Source organism: Klebsiella sp. CN_Kp113 (assembly GCF_040064585.1).
Lineage (GTDB): Bacteria > Pseudomonadota > Gammaproteobacteria > Enterobacterales > Enterobacteriaceae > Klebsiella > Klebsiella michiganensis.
On sequence record NZ_JBEAID010000025.1, the window covers coordinates 47,757 to 65,624 of the forward strand.

General features: G+C 54.9%; 13 protein-coding genes. 10 read left to right on the plus strand and 3 right to left on the minus strand.

Annotated elements, in window-relative coordinates; translation table 11 throughout:
* Positions 1–22: 22 nt before the first annotated feature.
* Genes ABLV30_RS17430 through ABLV30_RS17440 form a run of 3 tightly spaced genes read right to left on the minus strand, consistent with a single transcriptional unit; the run spans position 23 to position 4,856 of the window.
* The gene (locus tag ABLV30_RS17430; RefSeq protein WP_224225685.1) at positions 23–2,431 is read right to left on the minus strand and encodes an acyl-CoA reductase; all 2,409 of its coding nucleotides are present in this window, start codon (positions 2,429–2,431) and stop codon (positions 23–25) included.
* Position 2,432: 1 nt separating this feature from the next.
* A complete protein-coding gene (locus ABLV30_RS17435) occupies positions 2,433–3,560 on the minus strand; it encodes an acyl-protein synthase (RefSeq protein WP_014837014.1) in 1,128 nt (375 codons plus the stop codon).
* A 36-nt stretch (positions 3,561–3,596) separates the two neighbouring features.
* A complete protein-coding gene (locus ABLV30_RS17440; RefSeq protein WP_265801954.1) occupies positions 3,597–4,856 on the minus strand; it encodes an MFS transporter in 1,260 nt (419 codons plus the stop codon).
* Between the two features lie 534 nt (positions 4,857–5,390).
* Between ABLV30_RS17440 and ABLV30_RS17445 the strand changes: the two genes are divergently transcribed.
* The 10 genes from ABLV30_RS17445 to ABLV30_RS17490 all read left to right on the plus strand — a co-directional run bounded on the left by ABLV30_RS17445 (position 5,391) and on the right by ABLV30_RS17490 (position 17,865).
* Complete coding sequence (locus tag ABLV30_RS17445; protein WP_025106535.1) at positions 5,391–6,386, plus strand: substrate-binding domain-containing protein; 996 nt, start codon at positions 5,391–5,393, stop codon at positions 6,384–6,386.
* Between the two features lie 114 nt (positions 6,387–6,500).
* Positions 6,501–8,624 (plus strand): alpha-galactosidase, encoded by a 2,124-nt coding sequence (locus ABLV30_RS17450; protein ID WP_265801951.1) that lies wholly within the window; start codon positions 6,501–6,503, stop codon positions 8,622–8,624.
* 41 nt (positions 8,625–8,665) lie between these two features.
* Positions 8,666–9,931 carry an MFS transporter gene (locus ABLV30_RS17455; RefSeq protein ID WP_032751995.1) on the plus strand — a complete coding sequence of 422 codons (1,266 nt, stop codon included), beginning with the start codon at positions 8,666–8,668 and terminating at the stop codon, positions 9,929–9,931.
* A gap of 54 nt (positions 9,932–9,985) precedes the next feature.
* On the plus strand, positions 9,986–10,576 hold the full coding sequence (locus ABLV30_RS17460) for a maltose acetyltransferase domain-containing protein (protein ID WP_032751746.1): 591 nt from the start codon (positions 9,986–9,988) through the stop codon (positions 10,574–10,576).
* 598 nt (positions 10,577–11,174) lie between these two features.
* Positions 11,175–11,870: a winged helix-turn-helix transcriptional regulator gene (locus ABLV30_RS17465; RefSeq protein WP_029946898.1), complete on the plus strand. Its 696-nt coding sequence runs from the start codon at positions 11,175–11,177 to the stop codon at positions 11,868–11,870.
* A 325-nt stretch (positions 11,871–12,195) separates the two neighbouring features.
* Positions 12,196–12,762 carry a fimbrial protein gene (locus ABLV30_RS17470; protein WP_025106540.1) on the plus strand — a complete coding sequence of 189 codons (567 nt, stop codon included), beginning with the start codon at positions 12,196–12,198 and terminating at the stop codon, positions 12,760–12,762.
* Between the two features lie 71 nt (positions 12,763–12,833).
* Positions 12,834–13,391, plus strand: a complete 558-nt coding sequence (locus ABLV30_RS17475; protein ID WP_014227395.1) for a fimbrial protein — start codon at positions 12,834–12,836, stop codon at positions 13,389–13,391.
* Between the two features lie 46 nt (positions 13,392–13,437).
* Positions 13,438–14,175, plus strand: a complete 738-nt coding sequence (locus ABLV30_RS17480) for a fimbria/pilus periplasmic chaperone (protein ID WP_025106542.1) — start codon at positions 13,438–13,440, stop codon at positions 14,173–14,175.
* 19 nt (positions 14,176–14,194) lie between these two features.
* Positions 14,195–16,825, plus strand: a complete 2,631-nt coding sequence (locus ABLV30_RS17485; RefSeq protein WP_207172035.1) for a fimbrial biogenesis usher protein — start codon at positions 14,195–14,197, stop codon at positions 16,823–16,825.
* Positions 16,825–17,865, plus strand: a complete 1,041-nt coding sequence (locus tag ABLV30_RS17490; RefSeq protein ID WP_170912108.1) for a fimbrial protein — start codon at positions 16,825–16,827, stop codon at positions 17,863–17,865. Before ABLV30_RS17485 ends, ABLV30_RS17490 begins: the two co-directional genes overlap by 1 nt.
* Positions 17,866–17,868 lie beyond the last annotated feature (3 nt).

The window sequence follows — 17,868 nt, forward strand, 5'->3', positions numbered from 1 at the left end:
AGCCGATCGGCGCGGAGTGCGCTCAACGGCGTTTATCAATGACCAGCGGCGTCTTGCCGCTTTGCGGATGCCGTTCAAATTCGCTGAACGGGCGGCTGGTCACGGCTAACTCCAGCAAATGGGCGTCCAATGCCATTTTGAGCTCAGGGTCGGTGCAGACCCGCTGTTTGACGGTATCAATATTGCCGTCGGTGAAGATGTTGATGCATTCGAGCCCGCTGCGCGGATTATGTTGAAGAATCAATTGAACAGGAGCATCGGCGAGCGTTGCCAGCCGCTGGGGCTGAATAAACATCGTGCCGATACGCACCAGGCTGCCGTGGCGGCCTAAAAGTTCAAAGCGGGGGCTGGGGGCGCCGCAGGGGCATTCGCCCGGCAGCCAACGGCCCATATCGCCGATGTCATAACGAATCACCTTCTGACCTTCGCGGGCCGTCGAGGTAAAGAGCAGGCGGCCGGCATCGCCGGGCGCGACGGGCCGATCGTCGAGCGGGTCGACAATCTCCAGCCATTGAATATCCGTCATCAGGTGAAACACGCCATCCGGGCAATGCGTACAGGCATGTCCCAGCGGCCCGGCATCAACCGAACCATACAGCGCCGAGCGAATGGTTTTCACCCCGAAACCGTGAATATAGTCACGCTGGGCGACGCCCATATGTTCGCCGCCCAGCAGCAGTTTCTGAATACCGCCGTAGTCGCGCAGAATGGCCTCTTCTCGCGTAAAGAGCTGATACAGCGTGCTTGGCATACCAATGAGCGTGGTAACGCCCTGATTCACAATGGTTCGGGCGATCTCGTGATAGTCATCATCATGGGGGCCGCCCATGGGAAGATGGGTCACTTCAAGCATTTCCAGTAGGGTGAAAAAGCTGAGTAAACCACCGTAGAGATTGCCCGCGTACATCAGATTGAGCACTTTGTCGTGGGCGGGATCCAGCCCGGCGGCGAACATGCCTGCGGCGGCGGCCTGCATCTGGCGGCGATAGTCGCGATAGGTAAACCCGGCGAGTTTAGGCACGCCGCTGCTGCCGCCGCTGCGAAAGAAAAGCTGGGCGCTGGGCCGCATTGCGTGCTGTAAGAATGCCGTTTTATCCATAATCGGCTGCTGCGCCGTCAGCATCGGCGGCGGCGGGTTCGGATCGAGCGTGGCCTGCTGCGGCAGGACATCGGCATCCAGCGTCACGGTGACGCGGCGAGCCAGCTGACTTAAGGCGTAAACGCCGTCATGCGGTTCGCCGTGATAGCCGTCATGCATTTTACCGACGGGGGTAATTCGATTGACGCCGGCTGCCAGCAGCAGTTGGCTGAGGGGGATTCTGTCCCGATCGGCGACAACCAGCCCGCAGGTTTGCAGGTGGGTTCGCCAGGGGCGCAGCGTTTGCATCACTTTATTTTGCGGTAGCGGCCGCAGCAGGACGGTTCGGAACAGCGGTGAAGGCGTTATGGCCGAGGTGTGTTGCTGAATGATGCGCCAGCCATCTCCTGCCAGCAGAGCGTTGTCAGCCCCGGCAAATACGGTGTCCAGCTGCGCGAAGGCGACGGCGCGGGTGATATCCGCCGCCGCCTTTTCATCGGGCATTAACGGTTGCCACCGTACGTGACGGCGCCGCATGGCCTCCGCCAGTCTTTCGCCAATATCCTGCAATACCGCCGAATCATCGCTATCAACAAAAACGATTTGCGGGCTGGAACAGGCCTGCTGGTCAAAACAGCAAACGTCATCCGCCAGCGCGAGAAGGCTTTCTTCATTAACGGCATCCGGTTGTAGCCAGGCAAAGCTGATTTTATGTCCCCATGGGATCCAGCGACACCCGCCAGGGAGCTGTTGACGAATCGCCTCGAGGGCGGTATCGCCACCCCAGGCCGATATACCATCGGCGTGGGTAAGCAGTAGGGAAAGGCGCGTGGTTTCGACGGGAACCACGGCGACGAAGTTAGCCAACTGGTCCGTTAAATCGCAGTGGATAAACGCCCGTAGCAGATCGATTGTCATTCCTTGTTCGCTGGCGCTCGGGCGCAGCCAGTTAATATTCCCGACCAGCAGGCTCTCTATTATTGCGAAGAAGGGAAGCAGTTGCGCATTGGCTGGGGTGACATGCACCACGACGCCCAAAGGACGCCAGCCTTCAAACTGCGGTTCACGGTAGTTAATGCGGCGCACGGAAAAGGGGGTATCGCCCAGCTCATGCTCGAGTTTTTGGCGCAGCGCGTCCGGTTGGCAAAACTTTCTGACCTCTTCCCGATAAGCCGGGCCCAGTTGAGGAAGGAAAGCGTGGTCTTTTAGCTGTTCGATAAAACGCCCGGCGCAGGCAAGCACGGTTTCCGGACGCGGCGGTTGGCTCAGCGCGCTATCCAGCCCGCTCGTCAACATGGCGATGGCCTCTTCTGGCGTGAGCGAGGGATAGTTTTTTCCCTGAATGAGATACATATTAATTTCCCTTAATCAGTTCTGACGCCGCCAGTGCGCAGCTACGTGCTTTGCTATGGCTGGCCCGGCCCAGCAGCTCAAACCAATCGGTTGTCACACCGCATCCGCACTCTTCGGCGCGGTGCAATTGTGCAAGATCGCTCATGACCACGCTGTGCGCAGGGCAGGAGGTGATATAAGGCGACACAAACTGTATAAAACCGCGCTGCCCATAATCTTTCACCGCCAGAGAGGCGGTATCGCGGATCCAGGCGCGGGAATAAACGGGAATATGGAAATGGTGATGCGCGCATTCAATGTAGGGCACGCAGTGCTCCACGGAACCATAGCCGTCGCGGCATCGGCTATCGGGGATCCCGAGCTGTTGGGTCAGCCGCGCATAGAACGCGGATTTAGGGATTTCACGGTCGGCATGCGTTTTCCAGCCGCCGCCGAAAAAGGCCAGCGATTGATGATGAAGCTGGAGCGGCGGTAGCTGCATTTCTCGCATCCGTTCAAGTATGAACCACATAAATGCCGGGAAACCGAGGATTCGTACCGGTAACCCCTCTTCAGCAAACTCCTGTAAAGCGCGAATCACGCCGAAAGGGTCGAACTCATGCCCGCTCCCGGTGTGACGCAGCGCGTAAACGGCGCGTTTGACCGGCGCGTATTTACACAAGAACTGGTCGGTAAAAGAGGTGCCAAGCGTGATGATATCGGCGGGTTCGTAGCTGAGGAGCAGGTAGTTGCAGGGCGCATCGGGCGTTTCCCAGCCATAATGGCGGAAAATGCGATCGACCATTCCCTGGGCGGCTCCGATACTGCGCGCATCATAGCGCATTCGACTTTTCTGCCCGCTGGTACCGGAAGAGGTGAGTTCAAGCGCATCCTCACCGGAGCGGCCGATCGGCAGATTCTGTTTGAAATAGTCGGCAAAGATCGGCGGCAGCTGCGACCACGAATCTATATTGGCCGCATCTGCCGGAATATTGTGGCGGGCCAGCCACTGGCGGTAGCCCGGCGTATTCATAACATGAAATGCAACGATTTCACGCATGGCTTCATCAAAGAGCCGTTGTGAATCGCTATCTTCATGATAAGGGCTGTCGAGTGCGCAGAGGGCATCGACGCAGGATAAAGTGTCCATTTTATTCATCCTTAATAAAAAGTCGTCCGTGAGTGATTAATGGCCTGAAGCTGTTATTTTCGTTTTACTCCTCTTCTGCCTGGTGAATATATTAACGATAATGAATAATGCTGCCAGCATCGGAATAGTGGCCGCGATAATATATGCGCTGAGGCTGTCGCCGGCGCCAAATCCGGCCATTAATGCCCCCCCGAGGCTAAAAATAGCGACGGAAATCATGCCTGTCATTGCCGATACTGAACCTTTTCCATGCTCGCTGGAAAATAGCGTGAGGCGATACAGCGTGGCGTTGCAAATGCCCAGGCCAAAAGCATAAATAGCCATGCCGATAATCAGCGCAATAATATTTTGCCATATTAGCGTCATGACCAGCGCCAGCATTATGCCGATAAATATGGGAGAGAGTGAAAAGTATAATAACTGCTCCGGCTTAAATTTTTCAGCGGTAAAGTTAAGGACGATATTCCCCGCAATCAACGCCGCAAAAACAGGTAATTGCCATAGCGCGTACTCCAGCATACTCATTTGCAGATGATGCACCAGCAGCAGCGGGGAGAGCGCGATCCACGCCATCAGCGGCAGCCCGACGAGGCCAAGCGCAACGCTGCCGGATATACAGCGTGGGTTCGTAAGCAAATCGCCATAAGCGCGCGCAAGGGTTTTTACCTCGAGCGGCTGACATTCAATTTTACTGCCATCCTCGCGTACGACGCCGATCGTCTCCGGCATCCAGCGTAGCAAACCGAACCAGGTGAGCGCCGCCATCAACGCGATAGCAATAAAAAGCGTGCGCCATGACAGGTAAGCAAGCACAACGCTACCGACCAAAGGGCCAAACAGCGGCGACAGCAGCGCGATATTGGCAAACAGGGCAATTAAGCGGATCGCATCCGATTCGTTGAATGCTTCCTGCAGGGCCGGATAGCTCACTACCACCACAAACCCCAAACCTATTCCCTGAATAAACCGCAGGAGAGTAAAAACCTGGATATTGTCTACCCATGGCGTGGCCAGGCAGGAAACAGAAAAAAGCGCACAGCCGATGAGTAATAAAGGCCTGCGGCCAAATCTATCCGACGCCGGTCCAATAAGCCACTGAAAGCTGACGCCGCCAAGTAAATAGGCATTAAGTGACCACGGTACGTAATGCGGTTGAGCATTTAAATCTTTAATAACCGTTAGCATTCCCGGCATTACTACATCGCTGGCGACATAAGTTAACAGCTCGAATGTTGAAAGAAATAAACAAAAAAATAAAGCGTGCCGTGAAGAAACAGGCAGTAGTGAGTTATACATAAAACCCTGTTATTAACATATTCCATTATTTTGCTTTTATATCACTCCCTCTTTTTAAAAACTTTTATCAAGTGATTCTTAGTTGATAAATATCAATGAACAGACCGTGTTCATGTTTGTTTTAACTGCGAATTATAATTCCGATACATACTTCATATTTTAATTAAAAATAAATCGAATGATTTATGGGGATTAAATGTGCGTTTTCCAGACGCTGCGTTATTTTTCCAGGGGTGAGCGATTAAGTCATTCATCTATCAACCATATGATTTGTATAGGGTAAACCTGTCGGATTCAAATATATTCAGCTTGGTGAATCACAGCGTATCTTCGTCTCTTTCTTATGAGGAAGGGGGCGTTTAATTTACCGCCACATTGAATAAACGGTCTTGCTGCCTCTCATTTCTTTGTGACGTATCATCAGGCGCCGAGGGCCGCGGTGTTCAGGTATTGCCGCGCGGCGTCGCTCTTGCTGGACGCCATGCCCGTATTGCGGGACACTAGCCGCATTCTCCCGCGAAGACAGGGATACTTATGTCGCTGAAAGCCATTGCTAAAGAACTTGGGATCTCGGTAACGACCGTCAGCCGTGCGCTAAACGGCTATGATGACGTGTCGCAGGAGACGCGCGCCCGCGTGGAGGCCGAAGCCCAGCGCCGTGGATATCGGCCAAATACCTTCGCCCGCCGCCTGAAAATGGGCAAAATTGACGCCGTTGGCCTCGTTTTCCCCGTGCGTCCCGCGCCGTTGAATAACAACGTCTTTCTCGAAATGGTGGGAGAAATCAGTCACGAGCTGGCGCGCTATGAGATTGATTTACTGCTGATTGCCGACGATGAGCAGGCCGATAAGCACGGCTATATGCGTATGGTGCAGAGTCGTCGCGTCGATGCGCTGATCGTGGCCCATACCCTGGACGACGACCCGCGCCTGATTCAGCTGCTCTCTTCCGGCTTTCCTTTTCTCGCCCTGGGGCGCAGCCGCCTGCCGCAGCCCTACGCCTGGTTTGATTTCGATAACCAGGCGGGAACGTACCGCGCCACCCGTCATCTGATTCGCCAGGGGCATCAGCGCATCGCGCTGCTGAGCGAAAATAACAATCAGGCGTTTATTACCCAGCGCCGCAACGGTTACCTACAGGCGCTGCGCGAAGCGGGCCTGGCGGAAACCTGGCTGCGCAGCGTACCGCCCACCCGCCGCGGCGGGTTTCAGGCAACGATGGAGCTGCTGCGCTTGCCTGAACCGCCAACGGCGATTGTCACCGATTGCAACACCCACGGCGACGGCGCGGCGATGGCCCTGGCTCAGCTCGGACGCCTCACCGGCGCCGATCGCGTCTCGCTGGTGGTTTACGACGGCTTGCCGCAGGACAGCATCATCGAAACCCCGGTGGGCGCGGTGGTTCAGTCCACCCGGCAGGGCGTGGGCCGCCAGATAGCCACCATGGTCCGCCGCTTAATCGCCGGCGAGGATCTCGCCTCTCTCCAGGTGCTCTGGCAGCCTGAATTTATTCCCGGCGAAACCGCCTGATTCTCCTCCCGTCAGATTAATTTCCTGAACTCGATCACGGATCCGAAACGTTTTGGTTGGCACCCGAAACGTTTCGGATCAACAGTAAGGCATTCCTTGTTGTGGAGATGTCTCATGTCTGATTCGATTTTACGCCTGCAAAGCGCAGCGGCCGATGTGGTGATAAAAACTCGTCCGTTCGCCGAAATTATCTACTGGGGGCCACATTTAAGCCACTTTTCGCCGCAGGATGCGGCCAGCATCGCCCGCGCGGTGGCCAATGGCCGCCTCGACGTCGATTCCCCGGTAACCTTAATGGCCGAACTGGGCCACGGTCTGTTTGGCGCGCCGGGCATTGAAGGCCACCGCCAGGGGCTGGACGCCTCACCGATATTTACCACGACCGAGGTGGTGCAGGATGGGCAGAATTTAACCCTTCTCAGCGAAGACGCGCAGGCGGGCCTGCGGCTGTGCAGTGAAATTCAGCTTGATAGCAGCGGCGTGCTCAGCGTTCGTCATGGTTTAACCAACCTGCGCCCGCAGCCGTGGCAGGTGGACCGCCTGGCGGTCACGCTGCCGGTCGCCGAGCGCGCCCGCGAAGTCATGGCCTTTCATGGCCGCTGGATCCGCGAATTCCAGCCCCATCGTCTGACCCTTGAACACGACAGCTTTGTGCTGGAAAACCGTCGTGGACGCACTTCTCACGAACATTTTCCAGCGCTGATTACCGGCAGTCGCGCTTTTAGCGAGATGCAGGGCGAAGTGTGGGGTGTGCATTTGGGCTGGAGCGGTAACCACCGCCTGCGGGCGGAAGTGAAAACCGACGGTCGCCGCTACCTGCAGGCGGAAGCGCTCTATCTGGCGGGAGAAATGGCGCTGGCGGAAGGGGAAACGCTGTGGACGCCGAACCTCTACGCCAGCTATTCGGCGCAGGGGCTGAACGGCATGAGCCAGCAGTTCCACCGCTATCTGCGCGAACAGATTATTCGCTTCCCGGACAACAAGCCGCGCCCGGTGCATCTCAATACCTGGGAAGGGATCTATTTCGACCACGACCCGCAGTACATCATGCGCATGGCGGATGAGGCGGCGGAGCTGGGCGTGGAGCGCTTTATCATTGATGACGGCTGGTTTAAAGGGCGCAACGACGATTGGGCGGCGCTCGGCGACTGGTATCTTGATGAGGAAAAATACCCTGACGGTCTGACCCCGGTTATCGACCACGTGAAGTCGCTGGGGATGGAGTTCGGCATCTGGGTTGAGCCAGAGATGATTAACCCGAACTCCGATTTATACCGCGCCCATCCCGACTGGCTGCTGGCGCTGCCGGGCTATACGCCGATCCCCGGGCGTCATCAGTTTGTCCTGAACCTGAATATCCCTGAAGCCTTTGATTATCTGCTGGAACGGATGAGCTGGCTGCTGGGCGAACACGCGGTGGACTATGTGAAGTGGGATATGAATCGCGAGCTGGTGCAGCCTGCCCATAACGGCAAAGCCGCCGCCGATGCGCAAACTCGCCAGTTCTATCGCCTGCTGGATACGCTGGTGGCCCGCTTCCCGCATATTGAATTTGAATCCTGCTCCTCCGGCGGCGGGCGTATCGATTATGAAGTGCTGAAGCGCAGCCATCGTTTCTGGGCTTCCGACAATAACGATGCCCTTGAGCGCAACACCATCCAGCGCGGCATGAGCTACTTCTTCCCACCGGAAGTGATGGGCGCGCACATCGGCAACCGCCGCTGCCACGCCACCTTCCGCCAGCACAGCATTGCGTTTCGCGGCCTGACGGCGCTGTTCGGTCATATGGGGCTTGAGCTGGACCCGGTGACCGCCGATGAGCAGGAGCGCGTGGGCTATCGCAAATACGCGGCGCTGCATAAGCAGTGGCGCGATGTCATTCATCACGGCGTGCAGTGGCGTATCGATATGCCGGACGCCACAACCCTCGCGCACGGCGTGGTGAGCGAGGATCGGCATCGGGCGATTTTCCTCGTCAGCCAGCTGGCGATGCCGGACTACACCCTGATGGCGCCGCTGCGCGTGGCGGGGCTGGACGCGGGCGCCCGTTACGAGGTGACGCTGCTCGACCATCCCGATATTCAGATTACGGGAGAGGGCGGCCATACCATGCGTAAGCTGCCGGAATGGATGACGACGCCGCAGACCGTCAGCGGTGAGTGGTTGCAACAGGCGGGGCTGGCGCTGCCAGTCCTCGATCCGGAAAGCGCCATTTTGATTGGCCTGCAACGCGTGTGATGACGATGGGCCGCGCGTCGGCCCTTTTTGAGGAATACACCATGAACCCGACCGTCTGTACCCATAAAAACAACCCCAATTTCTGGATTTTCGGGCTGTTCTTCTTTCTCTACTTTTTCATCATGGCCACCTGCTTTCCGTTTTTGCCGATCTGGCTATCGGACGTCATCGGCCTGAATAAAACCGAGACCGGCATTGTTTTCTCCAGCCTGTCGCTGTTTGCCATCTGTTTTCAGCCGATACTGGGCGTGATCTCCGATAAGCTGGGGCTGAAAAAGCATCTGATGTGGATCGTGACGGTGCTGCTGGTGCTGATCGCGCCCTTTTTCCTTTACGTTTTTGCGCCGCTGCTGAAAACCAATATCTGGCTCGGGGCGCTGAGCGGCGGGGCCTACATCGGCTTTGTGTTCTCCGCCGGCGCCGGGGCGATGGAAGCCTATATCGAACGCGTGAGCCGCAATAGCGGGTTTGAGTACGGCAAAGCGCGGACTTTTGGCTGCCTCGGCTGGGCGCTGTGCGCCACCACGGCGGGGATGCTGTTCAGCGTTAACCCCGAGTGGGTGTTCTGGATGGGGTCGGCCGCCGCGCTGGTACTGGTCGTGCTGGTGGCCATCGCGAAACCGCAGGCCAGCCAGACCGCACAGGTGATGGACTCGCTGGGCGCTAACCGCTCATCGGTGGATTTAAAAACCGCCGTACGCATGTTCCGTCAGCGCAAAATGTGGATGTTTATTCTCTACGTCATCGGCGTCGCCTGCGTCTATGACGTTTTCGATCAGCAGTTCGCCACCTTCTTTAAATCCTTCTTTGCCACCCCGGAATCGGGCACCCGCGCCTTTGGTTTTGCGACCACCGCCGGGGAAATATGCAACGCTATTATTATGTTCAGCTCGCCGTGGATTATTAACCGCATCGGCGCGAAGAATACCCTGCTGATTGCCGGCATGGTGATGGCGGCAAGGATGATCGGATCATCGTTCGCCACGACGGCCGCTGAAGTGGTGGCGCTGAAAATGCTTCATGCGCTGGAAGTCCCGTTCCTGCTGGTAGGCGCGTTTAAATATATTACCGGCGTGTTTGACGTCCGCCTGTCGGCGACGATTTACCTGGTTGGCTTCCAGTTTTCCAAACAGGTGGCGGCGATCTTTCTCTCCGCTTTTGCCGGGAATATGTATGACCGTATCGGTTTCCAGGATACCTATATGATCCTTGGCGGCATCGCCCTGAGCGTCACGTTAATCTCCGCCTTTACCTTATCGGGTAAGGCAACGTCGGAAAAGATGAGCGATAGCGCGATGACGGTGTAGAAAACAGTCCGATAATTCACAAGGATGTGATTGATAAATGAGGAAATATTGACCATGGATATGAAGGAAAGAATGAACAGCGGCGAGCTTTATCTTGATTCAGGATATGGGTTACCGCAGCAGCGGCTGATGGGCAAGGCGCGAGCTTACGAATACAACCACTCGCACCCCTTTAATCAGGAATTAAGAAACGACATTATTCAGCGGATGTTCGCCGCCGTGGGCGAGCAGTGCTGGATAGAGCCTCCGATTCATGTGGCCTACGGCACCCACACCACCATTGGCGATAATTTTTACGCGAACTTCAACCTGACGCTGGTCGATGATGCCGACATTATCATCGGCAATAACGTGATGTTTGCGCCCAACGTGACCATTTCCACCGCCGGCCATCCGATTCATCCGGATCTGCGGCACACCCAGCAGCAGTTCTCTCAGCCGGTGGTGATTGAAGACGGCGTCTGGCTGGGCACCGGGGTGATTATCAACCCAGGCGTCACCATCGGAAAAAACTCGGTCATTGGCGCCGGCAGCGTGGTGAACCGTTCCATACCGGCGAACGTGGTCGCCGCTGGGGTCCCCTGCCGGGTATTAAGAGCGATCGCCGATAGCGATAAAGAGAAATTTCAGCTGTTTACAGCGTAAATTATCGCGGCGCCGGGCGGGCGCTTCATGCCCCCTCCCGGGTAGACGTCGCGCAATCTGCCTGCGGGGACGCATTTCCGCCGGGACATCATGATGCTTTTGCCTGACTATTCATTGCCAGGGTACTGCGCGCGTTACGCAGAATGCTTATTTCCCGTGAAAGTTAGCCCCTTCCACTATAATCAGACAAACGTTTGCCATCGTTATTTTTCGATTTTTTATTCATTTTCTGCGTCTTTTTTGGCGGAGGAGAGTACGCGTTAATATGGTTATTTACTGGCTTATTAATTATCATTTTAGTCATTATTTTTTATGATAATGTGATTTTTTATAGCATTTTTATGTGTTTTTTATGTGAATGAATTTATAGCTTATGGATGGCGAAAGTAATGGATTTCTCCCCGGTGAGCGTATTTTTTTCATGCAAAAAAAAGAGAAATGCTTTTGTCGATATATCACCAGGGGGAGCGGCAACTTAAAAATAGAAAGATGAGTTTAACCTATTGAACTTAAAGGGTGTTTTAATTTTTTTTATTTCCTTTAAATTTGGTGCTAGTATTTTAATTGAGTAATGTCGCAGGCCAAAAATGAGATAAAAATGTTTATTATTGATGAAGATTTTGACCGTGGTGCCTTACGCTCCTTTGCGTTTGGCCGTAATACCCGGCCTTTGTTGGCGATCCAGCGTATTATGCAGGCGCTGCTGCCGGTTAGCACGCCGTTTGAGCTGCAGCCTGACGAGCGATTTGAATTTTGCGATACTGAAAATAACGCGAATATATTACTCCTGCTTGAGGGGACCGGCGTGGTTTGCCATAGTGAAAATAATATGGCGATAACCACGCTATTTTCCCCCTCGGTACTGGGGCTGATTGATGGATATAGTACCTTTTACGACGTAGAGGCCAGGCCGAAGCACTTTTTCTCTGCGGAAACATCTTGCTCTGGTCAATTGGTTCCGCTTGCTAAGTTTGTGGAGATTATGGACGAGCAAAATCTCTGGCATGATATCGCCCGGATTCTGGCCCATCGGTTATTGGTAATGGCCATCCGCGAGAAGGAGTTTATTGGCGTGGAATCATTCATCATGATCCGGACGTTGATCCTGGAACTCGGCTCCTATCCTGAGGAATATCGCGAGCAGATTAACGTGCTCAATTTTATCCAGCGGCGCACCAATCTTTCCCGCAGCGGAATACTGTACGTCCTGTCTGAACTGCGCAAGGGGGAGTACATCAGCGTCCATCGAGGCGTGCTGAAGGGAATTAATAAACGAATTCCTATCGATTTTTAAATAACTTCATAACAGTATACTAACAACAACGCCTGTTTTTTAGACGCGCCAGCTCTTTGCATTATTAACATCATGATTTTTATACGTAATTATCATTATTGACTTGCATCATTTTCGAATGTCCAGTTTTGGACGAAAAAATTGATTTAGATTAATAAAATTCTCTGTAAGAATTATTCCCAGGACAACACGGAGTGTCTTCTTATATTTAAACCGTCTTTTTTATCGCCGCGGGGAACGTTCCCTGGTAATTGCTTCGGCCATAAAAAAGTAAACGGTAATTAATGAGGGAATACAAAATCAATTTAATGTGTATGGATTAAAAATGAAAAAAGCATTTATGGTAAAAAGCGTCGTTCTGGCAATGGTTATGGCTGGCGGTATTTCTTCTGCGATGGCTGCTTTACCGACCAGCGGGTCTTCTTCCACCGTTCAGGGCGGCACCGTTGAGTTTAAAGGCTCTGTTGTCGATGCAGCCTGTGCGGTAACCGCAGACACCAGCAACCAGATTGTGAACATGGGTCAGGTTCGTCTGGCTGCCCTCACCGGTAAAGACTCCGTTGCTAACCAGAAAACCCCGTTCAGCATCAAGCTGGCTGACTGCGATACCACCGTCGCTTCTCAGGCATCTGTGACCTTCGACGGCAACGCGGCGGCGGGCGAAGCTGGCGTGCTGGACAACACCTCTGGCGCGGGTAGCGCGGCAGGCGTCGGCATCCAGATTTATGACAAAGACGGCTCTGCGCTGGATCTGGGTACCGCGTCTCAGGCAGTTACGCTGATCGACGGCGACAACACTCTGAACTTCTCCGCTGACTACTACCAGACTGCGGATACCGCGACTGCCGGTAGCGTGGACACTACTGCCACGTTCAACGTGACTTACCAGTAAGGTCGCGTCAGTCATTTTCATTTAGGGATCCTGTGCCAGGGACGGCGGCTGTGTCATTGAAAGGAGTAGATATGAATTTCACTACACAACGGCTGAAGGCGTTTTCCCTCGCGGGGGCGTTTTTGTTTCCCGCTCTGGCACAGGCGGGCAACCACCACGTGGTAACGGTAAAGGGCGGCGACGTTGAGTTTCAGGGCGCCGTGGTCAATGCCGCCTGCGCGGTGGATGCCGGTAGCGAGGATTTAACCGTTGAGATGGGGCAGGTGCGCTCCAATGAATTTCATGGGCTGGGAAGCTGGACAGATCCGCAGGCGTTTACCATTACGCTGAAGGATTGCGATACCACGGTGAGCCAGCAAGTTAGCGTGGCCTTTCGCGGCCTGACGGATGGCAAAGATCCGGGGGTACTGGCGGTGACCGACGGTGCGCAGAGCGCGCAGGGCGTCGGGTTAGGCATTTTTGATAATCAGGGAAATCAAATTATCCCGAACACGCAGCCGATGAATTTTACCGCTATTCAGGACAATACGACCGTACTCAATTTTGTCGCCAAATATCGCGCGACCTCGAGAACCGTCGTGGCAGGGGATGCAAACGCACAAACCTGGTTCACGTTAACCTATTTGTAATTTCCTGATGCCGTCCGCGGCAAATCTTTATTGTGAAAGGCACTTTATGTCCGTTATTTCTTTTTCCCGCCTGTCTCTGGTTGCGCTGGCGTTAGCCGGTGCCGGTCTGGCCGCGCCCGCGGCGCAGGCGCAAACCGAAACCCAGGCGCACGCCGCGGCGAACGGCGGGGTATCATTAGGTTCCACCCGCGTCATCTATCCGCAGGGCAATAATCAGGTCTCACTGGCGGTGAATAATACCGACCCGAAGGCCACCTTTTTAATTCAGTCATGGGTGGAAAACGCCAGCGAAAGCAAAAGCAGCGATTTTGTCATCACCCCGCCGCTGTTTGTGATGAAGCCGCAGAAAGAAAATACGCTGCGCATTATGTACGTCGGGCCGAATAATCTGCCGGCGGATCGCGAAAGCCTCTACTGGGTTAACGTCAAAGCGATTCCCTCGGCGGCAAAAGACACCAAAGGGAAAAATACCCTGCAGATTGCGGTGCTGAGCCGGATTAAACTTTTTGTCCGCCCGAAAAATCTGCCGATGGCCTCGATTGATGCGCCGGCGAAGCTGCGCTTCCACGAAAGCGGTAATACCCTGACGGTGAAAAACCCCACGCCCTATTATATGACGCTGGTACAGATACACGCCGGTACCGCAACGTTACCGACGACAATGGTGGCGCCGATGTCGCAGGCGGATTTAAAACTGCCGGCGAACGCGCAGGGAAATATCACCTTCCAGACCATTAATGATTACGGGGCAAACTCGCCCGAACAGAAAGCCATAATAGAATAATAAACAGGTCGGCAAAATAATGACGTTAAAAATAAAATATATCACCCTCGCGGTGATGCAGGTTCTATTTGCCCGGCGTCGGGTATACCGTATTATTTTGCCGGCAACCTTATCGGCATTACCGTTATCCGCGCTGGCGGATAACTATTTTAACCCCGCATTCTTATCGGACGACCCTAACGCGGTGGCCGATCTTTCGCATTTTGAAAAGGGCGATAGCCAGGCCCCGGGTAAATATCACGTTGATATTTATCTGAATAAGCAGCTGGTCTCCACGGAAGACGTAAACTTTAAAGCGGCAAAAGGCGGCCAGGATGATACCGGGCTGGCGCCGTGCTTTACCACCGCGCGTCTGGAACAGATGGGGGTCAATACCAAAGCCTTCCCGGGCCTGGCGAAGCTGGCGCCGGAGCAGTGCGTGCCCTTTGCCGCCATACCGGAATCCTCCACCGAGTTCGACTTTGAGCATCAGCAGCTGAACATCAGCGTGCCGCAGGCGGCGCTGAAGCAGAGCGCGCGCGGGTATATCCCCCCGGAAGAGTGGGACCAGGGGATCAACGCGCTGCTGCTGAACTATGACTTCACCGGCGGCAACAGCGGGGGTGATACCAAAGAAGACAGCTACTATCTCAACCTGCAAAGCGGCCTGAACCTCGGCGCCTGGCGCCTGCGCGACTACTCCACCTGGAACTACACCAGCGGCGAGGGTGAAACGGAGAATAAGTGGGAGCATATCAGCACTTACGTCGAGCGTACGATTGCGCCGCTGAAGGCGGAGCTTACGCTCGGGGAAAGCTACACCCCGTCGGACGTTTTCGACAGCCTCGGCTTTCGCGGCGTCCAGATTGCCTCCGACGACAACATGCTGCCGGACAGCCTGAAGGGCTTTGCGCCGACGGTCCGCGGTATCGCGAAGAGCAACGCCAGGGTCACCATCAAGCAGAACGGCTACGTTATCTACCAGACCTACGTCTCGCCGGGCGCCTTTGCCATCAACGATCTCTACCCGACCTCGTCGAGCGGCGACCTGCAGGTGACGGTAAAAGAGAGCGACGGTAGCGAAAATACCTTTACCGTGCCGTACTCCGCGGTGCCGCTGCTGCAGCGCGAAGGGCGGCTTAAATACGCCCTGACCGCCGGTAAATACCGCAGCACCAACGATGATCAGGATGAGGTCAATTTTGCCCAGGGAACGGCAATCTACGGCTTGCCGCATGGCTTCACGCTGTACGGCGGTTCGCAGGTCAGCAACGACTACCACGCCTTCGCGCTTGGCGCCGGGCTGAACATGGGGGATTTCGGCGCGATCTCCGCCGATATCACCCAGGCCAACAGCACCCTCGCCGACGGTAGCCAGCACGACGGCCAGTCGGTGCGCTTCCTCTACGCCAAGGCGCTGAACAATCTCGGCACCAACTTCCAGCTGCTGGGCTACCGCTACTCGACGGAGGGGTTCTACACCCTCGACGAGACGACGTATAAAAGCATGAGCGGCTATACCGGCGACAATGAGTGGAAAGATGAGGATCACGACGGTAAGCAGGATAAGCCGGTGTGGACCGATTACTACGATCTCTACTACACCAAAAAAGGCAAAGCGCAGCTTAATATTTCGCAGCAGGTCGGCAAAATCGGCTCGATTTTTGTCACCGGCTCCGAACAGACCTACTGGCACACCGATGAGAAAGATCGCATGTTGCAGGTGGGTTATAACGGCAGCTGGAACGGCATCTCCTATAGCCTGACGTGGAACTATGACAAGTCGCCGGGGGAAGATGAGGCGGACCAGATCTACGCCTTTAATATTTCGCTGCCGATTGGCCAGTGGCTCTCCAGCAACCATAGCGCGGATATCTACCGTTCGGCCAACACCACCAATATGAGCTTTGGCACCACCACCGATCAGCACGGTAAGACCACCGGGACCACCGGCATCAACGGTACGCTGCTGGCGGATAACAACCTGAGCTATAACGTGCAGGAGAGCGACGGCAACCACGGCACCAGCAACAGCGGCAACGCCAACATGAGCTATCAGGGCACCTACGGTAACCTGCAGGCCGGCTACAACTACAGCGACGGCTATCACCAGGTGAACTACGGGGTCAGCGGCGGCGTGGTGGTTCACCGCAACGGCGTTACCCTTAGCCAGCCGCTCGGCGACACCAACATTCTGGTGAAAGCGCCGGGGGCGGCCGGGGTCGAGCTGGAAAACGCCACCGGGGTGAAAACCGACTGGCGCGGCTACGCGGTGATCCCGTACGCCACCACCTATCGCCAGAACCGCGTGGCGCTGAATACCAACTCCATGGGACAGAACGTCGATATTGAAGACGCGGTCACCAACGTGGTGCCGACCCAGGGGGCGCTGGTGCGCGCCGAATTTAACGCCCACGTCGGGGTGCGCGCGCTGATGACCCTGATGCATAACGGCAAGCCGGTGCCGTTCGGCGCCACGGTCAGCCAGAAGGCGGGCAACAGCACCATCGTCGGCGACGACGGTCAGGCCTACCTCGCCGGGCTGCCGCTGAACGGCATGCTGGAAGTGCAGTGGGGCGAGAGCGCCGGACAGCACTGCGTGGTGAAATATCAACTTCCGGAGAGCGCGAAGCAGCAGCCGGTGAATAAATTAAGTGAAAGGTGTCAGTAATGAAACGTATTATCACACTCTCAATCGCGCTAATGGCCTTGATAAAAATAATTAGCCTTCCAGCATATGCTACGACTTATCCTTCGGGCTCATGCTACGTTCCTGATGGATATGCAGCAGAAAATTATGATTTTAATATCAGTGAAGTCGTACCCGATCCTACGCAAAATACAGCTGGAGAAGTTTTACCCGCCATAGTTTCTACCAGTAGTGGGACATTCTCGCTTGAGTGTTCTTGCCAGGAAGGTACAACCTTTTATACACATCAGTGGACAACAACGGATCTTGTTTCAACAGGAAACTCCGGGGGTTTAACCTTTTATAAGGTTAATGACTATATTTCTGTTGCGTCTGAAATAAAAGATATGTCTGATGGGACATATTATCCTTTGCCATGGGATAACCATTATAAACCTGCAGGTGGGGCAATGCCGTGTAACGAGGTTAGATCAGATTTCAACACCGGTGATAATATTAGAGTTACGTTCAGAATAGATCGGAAATTTGTTGGGGTGATGAGTTTTCCCCATGTAAAAATATTTGATTTATGGTACACCGTCGGCAGTGATTTTATAAAAGGTGCACCCGTAGCCTCAGCCTATATTGATGGTCAAATATCGGTGCCCCAAACCTGCTCCGTTAACGCCGGGCAAATCGTGACCGTCGATTTTGGCTCCTTTATGTCGGGCGAATTTAAAAATAAGGGCCAGATGCCCGCCGGCTACACGCCAAAAACGATTTCGGTACCGATTAAATGTAACGGCATAGAGGCTAATGCTAATTTGACGGTCCGCTTCCAGGCGGATGCTTCGGCGGATGAACCGGCGGCGATTAAAACCAGCAACAGCGATGTCGGGGTGCAGATCACCGATAGCAGCGGCAAGGTGATTGAGCCGAACAGCGGTCTGATCCCGTTCCAGCTGGACGACAACCTGCAGGCGACGGTGACTTTCCACGCCGCGCCGATTAGCACCACCGGAAACGCCCCGGCAGAGGGGACCTTTTCGGCGACGGCCTATATTCGCGTTGACTTCGCCTGAGGA